The sequence below is a fragment of the Sorangium sp. So ce406 genome (assembly GCF_051474675.1).
Classification (GTDB): Bacteria; Myxococcota_A; Polyangia; order Polyangiales; family Polyangiaceae; genus Sorangium; species Sorangium cellulosum_G.
Genome location: NZ_CP150340.1, coordinates 9,165,019 through 9,179,974, shown reverse-complemented (window position 1 = coordinate 9,179,974; position 14,956 = coordinate 9,165,019). Strand labels below are relative to the sequence as shown.

General features: G+C 73.5%; 10 protein-coding genes. 2 read left to right on the top strand and 8 right to left on the bottom strand.

Annotated elements, in window-relative coordinates:
* Nucleotides 1-619 precede the first annotated feature (619 nt).
* Both WME96_RS34325 and WME96_RS34320 read right to left on the bottom strand, forming a co-directional pair.
* Nucleotides 620-2,635, bottom strand: coding sequence for a hypothetical protein (locus WME96_RS34325; RefSeq protein WP_437285802.1), 2,016 nt, complete (start codon nucleotides 2,633-2,635; stop codon nucleotides 620-622).
* Between the two features lie 123 nt (nucleotides 2,636-2,758).
* The gene (locus tag WME96_RS34320) at nucleotides 2,759-3,676 is read right to left on the bottom strand and encodes a hypothetical protein (protein ID WP_437285801.1); all 918 of its coding nucleotides are present in this window, start codon (nucleotides 3,674-3,676) and stop codon (nucleotides 2,759-2,761) included.
* A 219-nt stretch (nucleotides 3,677-3,895) separates the two neighbouring features.
* On the opposite strand from WME96_RS34320, the gene WME96_RS34315 reads away from it, so the two are divergent.
* Nucleotides 3,896-5,749: a hypothetical protein gene (locus WME96_RS34315; protein ID WP_437285800.1), complete on the top strand. Its 1,854-nt coding sequence runs from the start codon at nucleotides 3,896-3,898 to the stop codon at nucleotides 5,747-5,749.
* Nucleotides 5,750-5,873: 124 nt separating this feature from the next.
* On the opposite strand, the gene WME96_RS34310 is transcribed toward WME96_RS34315, so the two are convergent.
* The 6 genes from WME96_RS34310 to WME96_RS34285 all read right to left on the bottom strand — a co-directional run bounded on the left by WME96_RS34310 (nucleotide 5,874) and on the right by WME96_RS34285 (nucleotide 13,484).
* A complete protein-coding gene (locus WME96_RS34310) occupies nucleotides 5,874-6,122 on the bottom strand; it encodes a hypothetical protein (RefSeq protein WP_061611017.1) in 249 nt (82 codons plus the stop codon).
* 224 nt (nucleotides 6,123-6,346) lie between these two features.
* Nucleotides 6,347-6,838, bottom strand: coding sequence for a ribonuclease E activity regulator RraA (rraA, locus tag WME96_RS34305; RefSeq protein ID WP_437285799.1), 492 nt, complete (start codon nucleotides 6,836-6,838; stop codon nucleotides 6,347-6,349).
* Nucleotides 6,839-7,058: 220 nt separating this feature from the next.
* Complete coding sequence (locus tag WME96_RS34300) at nucleotides 7,059-8,441, bottom strand: sigma 54-interacting transcriptional regulator (RefSeq protein ID WP_437285798.1); 1,383 nt, start codon at nucleotides 8,439-8,441, stop codon at nucleotides 7,059-7,061.
* 137 nt (nucleotides 8,442-8,578) lie between these two features.
* Nucleotides 8,579-9,502, bottom strand: a complete 924-nt coding sequence (gene grxD / locus WME96_RS34295) for a Grx4 family monothiol glutaredoxin (protein WP_437285797.1) — start codon at nucleotides 9,500-9,502, stop codon at nucleotides 8,579-8,581.
* Between the two features lie 219 nt (nucleotides 9,503-9,721).
* Nucleotides 9,722-10,240 carry a hypothetical protein gene (locus WME96_RS34290; protein ID WP_437285796.1) on the bottom strand — a complete coding sequence of 173 codons (519 nt, stop codon included), beginning with the start codon at nucleotides 10,238-10,240 and terminating at the stop codon, nucleotides 9,722-9,724.
* A gap of 193 nt (nucleotides 10,241-10,433) precedes the next feature.
* A complete protein-coding gene (locus WME96_RS34285; protein ID WP_437285795.1) occupies nucleotides 10,434-13,484 on the bottom strand; it encodes a beta-propeller domain-containing protein in 3,051 nt (1,016 codons plus the stop codon).
* Nucleotides 13,485-13,898: 414 nt separating this feature from the next.
* Between WME96_RS34285 and WME96_RS34280 the strand changes: the two genes are divergently transcribed.
* On the top strand, nucleotides 13,899-14,864 hold the full coding sequence (locus WME96_RS34280; RefSeq protein ID WP_437285794.1) for a hypothetical protein: 966 nt from the start codon (nucleotides 13,899-13,901) through the stop codon (nucleotides 14,862-14,864).
* The last annotated feature ends 92 nt before the right edge of the window (nucleotides 14,865-14,956 follow it).

Here is a 14,956-nt window from a genome sequence, read left to right as displayed (position 1 = left end):
TGCAGGTCCGCGAGCGTCGACTGACCGCTCAGCCCTCGCTGCAGAGACAGCGGGAGCGCCGACCCCTTGCATGATTCGATCCGTTCCAGCGCTGTTCTGCGCGACAAAGATGATCAGGTCGAGATTATCATGCTCGGGTGAGCTCTCGCTATACGCTCGAGTGGAGCGTCCGCGTTTTCTTCGCATGCCGTCGGGGTCAGCGTCGGAGGGGCGCCCTCGCCACGCACGTCGCTGTCGTCTCTTTCGTGTGGGGGCGCGTGCAAGCACGGCGCGCTGCGGTGATGCGCGCCCGCGTCGCACCTGGACACACTGACTTGGAAGAGTGCCAGTCTCAAGAAATTCGGAGCTTCGTGGCGGGACGGGCCTCGCGAAGGCAGGCAGGTAGGCCAACAGGCAGGGTTGAAGCCGCGATTTGCCGCCTTTTTCTCCGTTCCCGGAGAGCGGAAACCCGGTATCCTCGCTCGTCTGGCCGGCCGCGTCCGTCACGCGGAGCGTGAACGGCCTCCTCACGACGCGAACGGTGAGCTCGCCGTCGTGGCCGTGAGCGCGCAGGCGCGCGCCGCGGATCCGTTGTCGTCGTCGCGAGGAAGGGCGTGCCTGGCGTCCGAGGGAGCGCGCGCTACGCGGCGGCGGAGATCGCCTTCTTGCCGGGGCGCGGCGCGCGAGGCGCTCCGGAGGCGCTGGCGCCCTGCGGCTTGTTCGGCGTGGCGCCCGCGGGCGGGGTGGAGACGGCGCGGACGAGCGCGGCGGCGATGGCCGCCGTCATCCGCGCGGTCGGCAGCCGCGGCGTGAACGCGAGCACGCGCTCGCCGGGGCGCCGGCCGCGCGACGACCGGCCGCTGCTCGCGAGCCGCTCGACGGCGCGCTCGCAGGGCGAGCCCGGGGCGACGCGCAGCAGGACCTCGGGCAACCCGATGGCGCCGCCGGCGCCGGGCGCGTAGACGACGCCGACCTCGATCGCGACGAAGCCGGGGAGCGCGGCGCGCGGCGCGAGGCCGAGCCGGAGCTCGTCGGCGTCCGGGCTGCCGTCGGGGATGCGGAGGCGGCCGACCACGCGGAGCTCCGTGGCCCCCGCCGCGGCGCGCGCCGGCGCCTTCGCCGCGGCCCCGGCGGGCGCCCTGGCCGTCGCGCCGGCGGCCGCCTTGGCCGCCGCGCCCGCAGGCGCCTTCGACGCGGCGGGCGCCGCGCTCGCGGGCGCCTTCAGCGTGCGCCGCACGCGGCGCGCGACGTCGCGCAGGAACGCGACCGGCCGGGCCGCCGGATCGGGGGGGAGCTCGGCGAGGCGGCCGGTGCAGAAGATCGCGAGCAGCGCCGTCGCGTCGAGCGCGAGGAGGTGCGCGTGGTACGGCGACGCGCCGGCCAGCGCGTGGACCCCCGCGCCGAGCGCCGCGAGCAGCGCGACCAGCAGCGCCTTGCCGGCGCGCGTCGAGACGTCGAGGTAGACGCCGCGCGCCCGCGGCGGCGCGCGGAAGGCCTCGGCCTCCGCGACGGGGAGCCACTTGCCGGGGCGCCGCAGGGCCCCGCCGGCGCGCTCCGGGCGGGGGGTGCGGTGCGCGGCGAGCGCGGTCGCCGCGGCCACGAGCGCGGCGCCCGCCGTGCCGTCCCGGAGCAGGAGCTCCAGGGCGACGCCCGCCACGAGCGCGAGCCCCGCGAGGGCGGCGCGCGGGGCGAGCGGGATCGGGACGAGGGGCCGCGGCGCCACGCCCGCGGCGCGCGCGAGGCGCTCGTGCTCGCGCGCCTTGAGCGCGACGAGCGCGCTGTAGAGCGCGAAGAGGGCGACGCCGGCGGCGATGTAGAGGGTGCGGCTGCGATCGGGGCTCGCGGCCGCGGCGTCCGCCAGCCGCCCGATGCCGTCGGCGCCGGGCGTCGCCGCGGCGGGCGCGGGCTGGAAGGCGCGCGCGTCGGCGCGGACCGCCCACCGGATCGGCTCGCCCTTCGGGGCGTAGGGGCGGAGCAGCTCGAGCTCGTCCTTGTCGAGCGCGCGGCGCAGCGTGGAGAGCGTCATCGGCGCCCCGAGCGCGTCGGAGCCCGCCGCGTCGCCCGCCTCGTCGACGCGCGGCTCGTCGGGCGCGGCGGGGAGCTCGACGGTGAGCCGCGCCGAGTCGTAGCCGTCGTCCCAGAGGGGGCCCGTCCACGAGACGCGGGAGCTCGGGCCGTCCTGCTGGATGAGCCCTCGCTTCATGAGGTCCGTGCGGTAGCGGAAGAAGACCACGAACACCCCGCGGCTCAGGCCCTTGCCGTCGAAGCGGGCCCGCAGCGTCGGCGGCGGGCGCGTGCCGTCCTCGCGCGGGCGCAGGTCGGGCGGCAGCAACTCGAGCGCGACCGGCGTCGCGTCCGTGAGCGAGCCTGCGGCCGCGGCCTTGAAGGGCACGGCGTAGCTCCCCTGGTCGAGCTCGGCGTCGGGGTCGACACCCTTGATGTCGAGCGCGCGCAGCGGCCCGCCCGAGATCTTCAGCGTGACCTTGTGCTCGACCCGGGCGGCGCCGGCCCGGTCGATCGCGAGCCGCGCGTCGTCCCCGGCGACGTGCACCTCGACCCACGCGCGCGCCGGGAGGGCGAAGGCGAGGGCGACGAGCGCCGCCAGGAACGGGAGCAGCAGCGCCGGCCCGGGGCGGCGGGCGATGCGAGAGGGCATGGTGCAGACGTCCCACGGCGCCGCGCGCAGGGCCAAGTTCTGTGGCCGGCGCCGGTCGTCCGTCGGCGCGCGCCCCTCCCCGGTAAGGCCGCTTTGCCGCCGATCAGGGCGCAGCGGACGCGATCAGTACGCGACGCCGAGCGAGAGCGACCCCATGAGCTTGATCTTCTCGATCTTGTCGTAGAACACGTCCACGGGCCTGCCGTTTATCGTGAGCTCTTCCGGAGGGGCGAGCGCGACGCCGAGCCCGAACCCCCCCGACATGGCGAACCCGCCGTCGCGGCCGAAGATGTTCGTGCTCCCGATGATGAGGCCCAGGACGGCGCTGCTCACGTCGCGTTTCCCGGTGACCGCCGGGGCCCGGGGGTTGGGGGTGAAGACCGCCTCGAACGACTCGTACCCGACGCGTCCTTTGACCCAGAACCCCTGGAGCGGCTTGCCCTCCACGTGGACACCGACGTCGACCGCGAGCGCGTATCCGGTCGTGTCGAGCCGCGCGTCCTCGAGCGAGCCCCAGATCCACGACGGGGTGATGCCGATGCTGAGCGGTCCGAGGACGGCGATCTCGCCCTCGAAGGTCATCCTTCCGAACAGGAGATCCAGGGCGTTGTAGCGGACCGACCAGCGGCAGCAGGTGGCCTCGGGCGGCCTCGGGGGCGGCGGCGGTCCTTCCGGTAAGGCGTACGCAGGACCGTAGCCGGGCGGCTGCTGGGGATAACCCTGCTGGGGATAGCCTTGCTGCTGGGGATAACCCTGCTGGGGATAGCCTTGCTGCTGGGGGTACCCCTGCTGCGGATAACCCTGCTGGGGATACCCTTGCTGCGGATAGCCCTGCTGCTGGGGATAACCCTGCTGGGGATACCCTTGCTGCGGATAGCCCTGCTGCTGGGGATAACCCTGCTGGGGATAGCCTTGCTGCTGGGGGTACCCCTGCTGGGGATAACCCTGCTGCTGCGGGTACCCGGTCGGCGGCTGGGCGGCTCCGCCGGGCTGCCCCTGGCCTTGCGGGAGCGGCTGAGCGGGCTCTTGCGCCGCCGACACGGGCGCGAGGAGGAGCGCGCCGAGGCCGAGAAGGAGACCGCAAGCCGCCGAGCGGGGAGCGATCCTGGAGGCGGGCGCGCGCGCGGAGCCCCGACCCGTGCTGAAAGCGCAATCCATGGCGGAGGACTGTACCGAATCCCGAGCAGGCCGGCCATACGCACGCCGAGGCCCGCCGCTGCGCTCGCGCGCACGATCTCCAGCCTGTAGTCTTCCCCGCCGATGCTGCCTGTCCCCGATGTCGCCGCCGCCGCTCCCGCGCCCGGATTTCCCCCTGTCAGCGACGCCGCGGCCGCGCCGGCGGCGGATCTCGGCGCCCCGCTCGGACCGGAGACACCGCCGGTAGAGCTCGATCGCGCGCTGTCCGAGCTCGGCGAGGCGGCGCTCGGGTTCGCGCGCATGCCGCCGCGCGAGAAGGCGTCCCTGCTCCGCTCGCTGCTCCCGGGCCTGCTCGTCGCCGCGCGCCCGCAGGTCGAGGCCTCGTGCGCCGTCATGGGGATCGATCCCGGCTCGGCCGCGAGCGGCGCGGCGTGGCTCGCGGGGCCGTGGCCGACGCTCTCGCACGTGCGCCTCCTGGCCGAGGCGCTCGACGACATCGCCGCGCGCGGCCGCCCGCGGCTCGGGCGCGACGCGCTGCGCGCCCGCGCCGACGGACGCGTCGAGGTGGAGGTGTTCCCCACGCGTCTTCGCGACAGCGCGCTCCACGGGCCCGTCCGCGCGCGCGCGCTGATGCTGCCCGGCGCGACCCCCGCCGGCGTCCGCGAGGGGCAAGCGCGCTTCTATCAGCAGCGCGATCCCGAGGGGGGCGTCGCGCTGGTGCTCGGCGCGGACGACGTCGCGGGCGTCCCCCTCCGGGACGCCCTCCACAAGCTGTTCGTCGACGGGCGGGTCGTGGCGCTCGCGATGAGCCCGCGCAGCGCGCCCCTCGGCGCCATCCTCGAGCGCGCCCTCGCGCCGCTCGTCTCGCGCGGGCTCCTCCGTTTCGTCTACGGCGGCGCCGACGCGGGCGCCTACCTCGCACGCCACCCCGCCGTCGCCGAGGTCCACGTCGCCGGCTCGGCGGCCGCGCACGACGCGCTCGTCTGGGGGCCGCCGGGCCCCGCGCAGGCGCTCCGGCGGGCGTCGGGAGAGCGGCTGCTCGACAAGCCGATCTTCTCCACGCTCGGCGGCGTCACCCCGGTCGTCGTGACGCCGTGGCTCTACGGCGAGGACGAGCTCTGGTTCCAGGCGAGGCTCCTCGCGCGCCAGATCGTGAGCAACGCCTCGCTCGCCGGCCACGAGGCGCAGGTCCTCGTGCTGCCCAGGGGCTTCGTGCAGCGAGCGCTGCTCCTCCGGATGCTCCACCGCGCGCTCGCCGCAGTCCCCCCGCGGCGCCCCGCCCACCTGGAGGCCGGGGCGCGGCACGCCGCGCTCACGGCCGGGCGCGCGCCGCTCGAGCGCGAGCGCCTCGAGGGCTCCGCCGACGTGCCGCTGCCGCGGGGGGTCGTGCGCATCGGCGAGCCCGGGCCCGGCGAGCTTCCGTGGACGCTGATCACGGGCCTGTCCGGTTCGGACGCCGACGAGCCGCTGTTCTCGACCGAGCCGCGCTGCGGCCTCCTCTCGATCGTTGAGGTCGGCTCGAGCGACCCGGTGGAGTTCCTCGATGCGGCGACGCGCTTCTGCAACGACCGGCTCCACGGCACCCTGAGCGCGTCGATCGTGGCGCACCCGATCAGCGAGGAGGACCCCGCCGTCGCCGCCGCGCTCGACCGCGCCCTGCTCGAGCTCCGCTACGGCGTGATCGCGGTGAACCAGGCGCCCGCCGCCGCGCTCGCGGCCGTCGTCCCGCCGTGGGGCGCTCATCCGAGCGCCACGCTCGCCGACATCCAGAGCGGGCTCGGCTTCGTCCACAACACGGCGATGCTGGGGCAGGTCGAGAAGACGATCCTGCGCGCGCCGCTCACGACCTTCCCGCGGCCGCCCGGCTTCCTCGATCACCGGCGCTCCCACGTGGTGGGGGAGCGGCTCGCGGCCTGCGCCGCGGATCCCCGGTGGGGCAACGTCGCGCGCGCCGTGTCCGCGGCGCTGCGCGGGTGATCCCGCGCCGGGATGCAGCCAGGAGCACAAAACAAGGCTGGCGGTGATCACCAGAGCTCAGGGGCCCTGGTGAACGCCGCCAGCGGCGCCGCTCACGCGGACAAGCGCGCTTCGATCCCGGCGATCAGGAGGGGAGCGACGAGCGGAACTCCTTCACCTTCTCCAGGATGTCGCGCAGCGCGTTCCGCGAGGTCTCCGAGACGTCCTCGGCCAGCTTCTCGGCGTCGAGGAGCGTGGGCTCCAGCTTCCCCCAGGCGTCCTTCGCCTCCATGCCAGCAAGATGGAGCCTGACCCGGATCTCGTCGCGCAGGGTCTGAAGCGACTCCAGGCTCTTGGTCAGATCGCTCTTCAGGTCGGACGTGATGTTGCTCATTCTTTTTCCTCCCGTAGGTACGAGGTGTTGGTAGCTCCGCGTGTTCCGGCCTGATGCATCTGCCGCGCCAGGCAGCGCGCTTCGACGCAGCGCGCGACGTCCGCGCGTCCCGGCCGGAGCCGAGCACAGCAATCCTGGAGCAACCACCGCAGTTCACCCCGCCGGGAGGTGTGGCGAAATTGCTCGTCCACGTGCGTTTTTGCCCCGCGCGGCGGCCGAGCGCCTCAGGCTAGCTGCTTCTGTGCGTGGAGGATCCCGTCGTGATCGGCATAGACGAATCCGCCGGGAACATAGGTGATCCCGGCGAACGTCACGGGCACATCGCGCTCGCCAGCGCCCTTCTTGCCGCTCTTTCGCGGGTGCGTCGCCAGGGCCTTCACGCCGATCGGCAGTCGGGCGAGCGCCTCCGCGTCGCGGACGCAGCCATACAAGATCAGCCCGGCCCAGCCGTTCTGGAGGGCGATCTCGGCGAGGTTGTCGCCGAGGAGCGCGCAGCGGAGGGACCCGCCTCCATCGACGACAAGCACCCGCCCTTGACCCGGCTCCTCCAGCGTCTTGCGGACGAGCACGTTGTCCTCGTGGACCTTGACCGTGGCGACGCGCCCGTGGAACAGGCGCGCTCCGCCGTAGTCCCGGAAGACGGGGTCGGCGACGACGACGGCGTCCGGGTGCTCATCGCAGAGATCCGTGGTTCGATACCCGATTCCTGAGCTCATGGAGGCTCCTTCGCATGGTTCACCGCAGCAGCCCACCGTCCTGCGTACCGCGGAGGCTCGGTGACCCGGTGGCGCGGTAAAAGAACGAGACGTCCGACGCGGGCGAGAGGTCAGGAACAGTGCAGCGTTCCTTCCCGATTCCCGTCGTTGCTCCCGGATCACTCTGGGGTATCGAGCGCCGGATTCAACCGCTCATCCGCTCGCCTGCTCGGCGGTTCGCTCAGGACGGCTCGCGGCGGCCAGCGTCCTCGCCGGAGGTCTCCTCGTCCTTGCCCGTGCGCGCGCCGGCGAACGCCGCCGCGTCGAGGCCGTGGCGGACGAGCCAGCGGCGGAGCTGGTTCCGGTGCATCCCGAGCGAGCGGGCCGCGCGCGAGACGTTCCCCTGCTCGCGCCGCAACGCCATCTCGATGGCGACCCGCCGCATCTCCACCGGCGCCGGCGTGCGCCGCGCGACCTCCGTGATGTCGAGGCCCGCCGACGGCGCGAGATCCGACGCCTCCACCGCGGCGCGCCCCGCCTCGCGCGCCGCGAGGGCCGCCTGCCGCACCTCGCGGAGCAGCTCCCGCACGTTGCCGGGCCACGCGCGCAGGGCGCAGGCCTCCAGGAACGCGGCGCTCGGCGCGAGCCGCGCGCCGTCGCGCCGGAGCTCCGCCGCGACCAACCACGGCAGCTCCTCGAGCCGCTCCGACAGCGCCGGGATCCGCACCTCCGGCCGGCCAATGCGGTAGTAGAGGTCCTCCCGGAAGCGGCGCGCCGCGACCTCGGCCTGGAGCTCCTTCAGGGTGGCCGCGCAGAGCCGGAACTCCACCTTGCGCGGGCGCGTATCGCCGAGCGCGATGACCTCGCGTGTCTCGAGGACGCGGAGCAGCTTGGGCTGGACCGACGGGTCGAGCTCCGCGACCTCGTCGAGGAACAGCGTGCCGCCGTGCGCGGCCTGCACGTAGCCCTCGGCGTCGGCGTTCGCGTCCGAGTACGCCCCGCGGCGCGCCCCGAAGAACAGCCGCTCCGCGAGCCCCTCGGGGATCGCGGCGCAGTTCACGGCCACGAAGGGCCCGCCGCGCCCGGTCGCCGCGTGGAAGGCGCGCGCCGCGAGCTCCTTGCCCGAGCCGCTCGGCCCGGTGAGCAGCAGCGTGTCGCCGCGCGCCCCCGCGCGCTGGATCTTCTCGCGCGCCTGCCGGAGCGTGGGGCCGACCAGCCCGTCCTCGTGCTCCAGGACGCCGCCCCGCTGGAACGGCGCGATGTCCGCGGTGAAGCGCAGCAGCGTGCTCCCGACGCGCAGCACGCGCGGGAGCGCCGGGAAGAGCTGGCGCTCGACCTGCTTGCCGTCGACGAAGGTGCCGTTCCTGCTGCCGAGATCGGTGACCTCGATGCCCTGGGCCAGGAGGGAGACGCGGACGTGCCGGCGCGACACCTGGTCGTCCTCGACGACGACGACGTCGTCCGCCGGCGCGCGACCGAGCGTGACCGCGCCGTCCCCGAGCGGGATCGGCGCGCAAGCAGGCTGCCCGCGGGTGAAGATGACCACGAGGCCAGGCGTCGCCGTCTCCGCCGGTGCCCGCACCGCGTCGTGCGCCCTGATCGTCGACTGATCGTCGGCTCCCACACGGCAGGCATACATGATCCCACGGCGGCCCTGAAGGACCGACGAGATCGCGGAGTGTGGGTGGAAAATTCAGGCAAGGCGCGACGCGCCGTGCGCTCGTCGTCGCGAGCGCACAGCGCGCGCGAGGCGGTCGGTCCTCAGTAGCGCGGCACCGACGGATCGACCTTGTGCGACCAGGCGTCGATCCCGCCCTCGAGGTTGTAGAGGTTCTTGAAGCCCTTCGCGAGGTAGTGCTCGGCGGCGGCCTGGCTGCGCCCGCCGTGGTGGCAGTGGAAGACGATCCGCGCGTCCCTGGGGAGCGCGTCGAGGTACCGCTGCCCCTCCTGGTCGAGGTGGCGAGCCCGCTCGATCTTCGCGATCGCGCGCTCCTGCGCGGTGCGGACGTCGAAGAGCTCGAGCGGCTCGCCGCCGTCGAGCATCGCCTTGAGCGCGGTGGGCGAGAGCTGCTTGACCCGCGGCGGCTCGTTCGGGCTCTCCAGCTTGAAGCCGCCGGAGGGGCCGTCGACGAAGTCGATCGACAGCCCCTCGGCGCGCCGCGCGCTCGCGCGGTCGAGGAGGAACACCACGCCGCCCGCCTCGACCTCGACGTCGCCGGCCTGCCGCGGGCCGAAGTAGAGGCTGTAGGTGTAGGAGGGGTCGATCTCGATGTGCACGAAGTCGGCGTCGGACTCCCGCGCGGACTGGAACGCGGCGGCGGCCGCGGGGGTCACGCGGAGCGAGGGCGGCGCCTGCGGCGTGCCCTGCTCGAGCCCGAGCGTCTTCACCAGCTCCCCGGTCGCGTGCAGCTCCTTGACGATGTCGCAGCCGCCGACGAACTCGCCGCGGATGTAGAGCTGCGGGATCGTCGGCCAGCTCGAGAACTCCTTGATGCCGTCGCGCAGCGCCGGGTCCGAGAGGACGTCCACGGTCTGGTACTCGGGCAGGTGCTCGTTGAGGATGCCCACCACCGTGGCGGAGAAGCCGCATTGCGGCATCGACCGCGTCCCCTTCATGAACAGGACGACGTCGTTCTCGCGGATGATGGTGGCGATCCTGGCCCGCAAGGGCTCGCTGAGGCTCATGTGCTTGCTCTCCGTCCGCGGCCGTCGCGGCGCGGTCGACGTCCGCGCGCTTCCGCGGGCCTCTCGCTAGCATGGGCAACGCACGGCAGCGAGGCCCCGCGCGGCCGCGCCTGCGTCTGCCGCGGGCGCTCTCGCCGGCTCCGCGGCGCTGCGCGCGCTGGGCAGACGGCGCGCGCGGCAGGCGAGGCCCGCGCGGCGGGCGAGGCGCGCGCGGCGCGCTCAGCGGCCGAACAGGAGCCCCACGACCGCCGCGATCGCGGCGAGGGTCGCGAGGACGGCCGGCGCGCTGAGCTGCGCGCCGAGCGCGCGCAGGCGACCGCCGCGCTCGCTCGCAGGGCGCGCCAGCGCGTCCGACGGGGGCGGCGCAACGCAGCGCACGCCCGGCGACGCCGCGCTGGCGGCGCGGATGTCGACGAGGAGCTGATCGAGGGGGGCGTGCTCGCCGAAGGGGCGCACCAGGCGGAGCGTCGCGCCGCCGGTGAGGTCGGCGGGCAGGCGGAGCCGCAGCGTCCTCGCGGCGAGCTCCGACGGCGCGCGGTGGGCGCCGCTCCGCGCGCAGCTGTCGCAGCCGCCGCCGTCGCAGCGGGCGCACGTGATGCGCGCGGGCACGGCGATCTCGAGGTCCGCGCCGCCGCGCGTCCACGCGGCCGGGACGGCGATCGAGAGGCGGCCTCGCGAGCCGTCCGAGGCGTCGAGGTCGTCGCGATCGATCAGCTGTCCGAGCTCGGCTCTGCCCATGCTCCTTGTGTGCCGCACCCAGGCGCCCGCGCCAAGCGGGACGTCCCGGCCGCTGCTCCTGCCCGGGCTGCTGCTGAGCTCAGGGGCCGTGTACGTGTGGGGTTCGGTGCAGGAGATCGGGCAGCCCCACGGGGAGGGGAGCGGGGCTGCGCCTCCGCTGCCCGGGGCGAGCAGCGGGGGCGCGGCGCGAGGATCAGTCGCCGAGGTCGACGATCTCGAGCCCGTAGTGCCCGAGCGAGCAGAGCGCGCGATCGCCGGAGATCGTCACCCGGTGGGTGTACGACGAGAGCTCGCCCTTCGTCTCGTACGTCAGCTCGTCGAGATCGGCCGCGTCGAGGACGGCGATCGACGGCGGGTTGTAGCTCGCGATGACGAGGCGCGCGTCGTCCGCGAGGATCGGCCAGCCGTAGTCGAGGTCCTCGAGCGGCTGGGTGGCGACGTCGATGCTGCCTGCCTCCAGCCCGCTCGCCACGAGGATACCGGTCGAGCTCTCACGGTCGCTGTCGGCCACGATGTAGTTCCCGGCGGTGTACATGAAGACCCGGTCATCGCCAGCGAGCACCTGCGCGATCCGGCGGTTGTCCGGCAGCGAGCTCTCGTCGCGCAGCCGCGCGGTCGTGTCGCCGACGTCGAGGAGCTTCAGCGTGCGGCGCGTCCCCGTGCACACGCCGGGGCCTTCCCAGGATTCCTGGTTCGTCGGCTCGAACCGGGCCTCGGCGAAGACGCCGTAGCACGCCGCGTAGTCCGCCGCCGCGAACTCGACCGTCTCGTAGTCCACCGTGAGCGCGCGTCGGGACGCGCCGTCGAAGGCGAGCAGCGAGCCGGGCACGTTGACCGGCGTCCGCACGACCGGCGCGGACGGGTCGGCCACGTCGATGCGGTCGAGGTAGAAGCGCGCCCTCGAGGGATCGTCGGGCAGCGGCACCCAGTGCGAGGTCAGCACGGTGGTGCCGTCGATCAGGAGGGCGGTGTGGCCAGCGCCCTCGGGCAGCGCCACCGTGCGGTGCGCCGGGCTCGAGGGGTTGGAGAGATCGATGATCTCGAGCGACGCCTCGGAGGGCTTCGGCGCTCCGGTGCCGCTGCTGCCCTCGTAGTAGACGTCGTCGTAGTAGTAATAGGTGTCGTTCGCGTTGCGGAGCACGAGGGTGCTCCCTGCCTGGACCACCGCGTCGCCCGCCTGGAGGACGGCGCCGTAATATCCGCCGGCGTACAGCGCGTTGCTGCTGAACGGCAGCTCGCGCTGGCTGGCGATCCGGGGCGCCGCGGGGTTCGTCAGGTCGATGACGGCGAGGTTCGTCTTCGTCCAGTCCGTGTACGTGGGCCAGAGCAGGTACGCGTGCTGCCCGTGCGTGAAGACGCGCGCCTCGGCGAGGCCGGAGCCGTAGCAGTCGCCCTGCGACTCGGACGTCAGCGTCGAGAGGTCGAGCCGCCCGAGCGGCTCGGCGCGGGTCGGATCCGCGGCGGACACGACCTCGAGCTGCGCGCGGTTCGTCCACCAGTCCGCGCTCATGCGCACGACGAGGTCGCCGGTGGTGACCGCGTTGCTGACGACGGTCGCGAGGGCGAGATCGGCGGTCGCGACGGGGGCGTCGCGGTCATCGATGCTGAACGTCCCGACCTCCTGGTCGGAGACGGCGAAGAGCCTCTCGTCGTGGACGAAGGCGCGGCGCGCCTGGCCGCGCGCGGGGGCGACGCCGCGCTTCGTGAGCGTGTCGGCCGTGAAGTCGATGAGCTGGATGCCGCTCCGGTACGCGCCGCAGCCGTACCCGTTCTCGTCGTACTCCCAGCCGCTGAACGGCACGAGCAGGGCGCCGAGGTCGTCCAGGATGGTGAAGGCCTTGTGGATCCGGTCCTGATCCTCGGCGAAGCTGCCCCAGTCGCCGCCGAAGTGGACGCGCTCCAGCATCGTGGGGTTCGCGAGATCCGAGACGTCGAAGAGCGAGACGTGGAGCGCGCCCTCGGCGGCGGCGTTGTCGAACCCGAGCGCGAGCACGCGATCGCCGCGCGGCTCCATGTGGTAGACCCACCCGGGCATCTCGAGCTCGCCGAGCTGGGCGGGGTTCTCGGGGTCGCTGAGGTCGATGGTGAACAGCGGGTCGGTCTGCTCGGCGGTGATCGCGTAGGCGCGGTCGCCGTCGAAGCGGACGGAGCGCAGCGACTCGGGCCGGGGCAGGGTGAGCTCGGTGTACCCGAGGGGCGTGAGCTCCTGCGAGGACGCGACGGTGAAGGTCTGGACGCCGGGCTTCGCCGCGTTGTTCCACCAGAGGCCGGGCTGGCTGATGACGCGGAGGACGCCCTCGTGCTCGTCCATCTGCCAGCGGCTCTGGATCTGGCCGACGGCCTCGACGCTCGTGCCCTCGACGAGGTCGCCGCCGGGGTCGGAGATGTCGATGACCTGGATGGTGGAGTGTCCCTCGTCGGTGCCGTTCCACTCGATGCCGGCGACGTACATGCGATCTGCGGTGACGCTCACGCTGCGCTGCCACCCGTAACCGTAGGGATCCTCGTCGTCGTAGGTGAGCTGATCGACGACGGTGATCTCGGCGGGGTCGCCGACGGCCAGGGAGGTGACGGTGGTGTTCCGCGTCCCCGAGCACCCCCAGCAATACCCATCCTCGAAGGTGACGGCATAGAGCACGTCGCCGACGATGCGGGAGTCGGAGATGCTGCCCGGCAGGTTGAACGACCCGATCGAGGCGATGTTCGCCGGGTCGGAGACGTCGAGCGCCTCGATTCGGCTCGTCTGCTCGAAGGTGTACGAGCCGTCGGCCTCGTTGTAGAGGTACTGTCCCCACGACGAGAACATCGCGTAGACGACCCCGTCGCGCAGGTACATCTCGAACGGGATCCCGCTCGCCTCGTAGCGCCCGACGAGCCTGAGACGGTCGCGCCGCGAGATGTCGATGATGCTGAGCCCCGAGTACTGCGAGAGCGCGTAGAGCTTGCCGTCGTGGACCTGGATGATGTCGGCCTCGGTGATCGCGCGCTCGGCGCCGCCGTCGCCGCCATCGTCGGCCGTCGGGGCCCCGGCGCCGCCGCCGGCGCCCGTGCTGCCGCCGGCGTCGTCCCCCTCCGAGTTGTCTCTCCCGCCGGGGTTCCTCGGATTGCCCGAGATGAAGTCGGTCTGCGCGTCATCGGGTGAAGGCCCCGTCGTGGAGCCTCCCTGGCAGCCGGTGAGCCCGGCCGATGCCGCTGCCGTCGCGAGGACGAGCCAGCGCGCGTAAGTTCTAGACAGGAAGGTCATGGTCACCTCGTTCACGACAAGACACAGAGCGTCATGCTTTTCGCCGGTGTCCGTTGCACTTGGGAAGTCCCGCGTCCGGCGCACTTAGCAAGCGGCAGGCCAGGCAAATTGCAGCGAAAACCCGGCGGATTTCGCGGTGTACGCTGGGCCTGTGCCAGAGTGTGCAGCCGCGGGCTGCCACGGCTGGCAGCCGCAAAGCGTGCGCCTCGTCGCTGCGTGTGCGCGCGGATCCGGGGGTGGGCGCACGGGGCCCGAGAGCGGCTCGTTCCCCTTGTGGGAGCTGATCGCGCATGGCGGGAGCGCCGCGTTCACGCGTCCGACGACGCCGGGGCACAGGGCTGTGAAGCGACAGGCGGCCGCTGGCGCCAGCGGCTGTCGGGTGCCACGGTCGGTCGCAGGATAGGAGGCTTGACCATGGATGTGTTCGGCAACCGTCATCGATTCCTTGCAGCGATGCTCGTGCTCTTCGTACCCCTGCTCACCGGCGCCGAGGGCAAGGGCTGTCAGACTCCGGGCGACGGCGGGCCCGGAGCTGGCGGCGGCGGGGCGACGGGGGGTGGTCCCGGGGGAGGCGGGTCTGCGGGCGGCGTCCCTGGGGCCTGCATCGAGACGGGCTGCAGCGGGCAGATCTGCGCCGACGAGGGCGTGATCACCACCTGCGAGTACCGCGAGGAGTACGCGTGTTACGCGGAGCTCGGCGTCTGCGAGCGCGGCGCGTCGGGCGAGTGCGGCTGGCGGCCGACGCCGGAGCTCGAGGCGTGCCTCGCGGAGAAGCGCGGCGAGCCCCCCGAGCCCGCGCCGTGCGTGGTGACCGGCTGCAGCGGGCAGATCTGCGCCGACGAGGACGTGGTCACCGACTGCGAGTACCGAGAGGAGTACGCGTGTTATGCGGAATTCGGCATCTGCGTGCGCGACGCGTCGGGCGCGTGCGGCTGGCAGCAGACGCCGAAGCTTGAATGGTGCCTCGAGTACGAGGGGGGCGAGCCCGCCGAGCCCGGGTCTTGCGTGGTGACTGGCTGCAGCGGGGAGATCTGCGCCGACGAGGACGTGGTGACCACCTGCGAGTACCGGGACGAGTACTCGTGCTATCCGGCGCACAGCAGGTGCGAGCGCGACGCGTCGGGCGCGTGCGGCTGGCGGCAGACGCCGGAGCTCGAGGCGTGCATCGAGGCGGCCTCGGGCGACAGGACGCCGGTCAGCGGGCTCTGCATCCGGAACAGCGGCGACGCGTGCACCACGGACGCCGACTGCTCCATTGGCGGCTGCGGCGGCGAGCTCTGCCACAACCCCGCCCTGAGCGGCGGCGTCTCGACCTGCGACTGCACCAGCCCGGGGCTCGCCTGCGGGTGCGTCGACGGCACCTGCTCCTTCTGGAACTGATGCCAGCCGTCCGCGGGGCGGGAGGCGCGAGCGCCAGGCGACCTGGGCGCGCGACCTCCTGACCGCCTCCCGGGCGCGCCACGTGCCGCTGG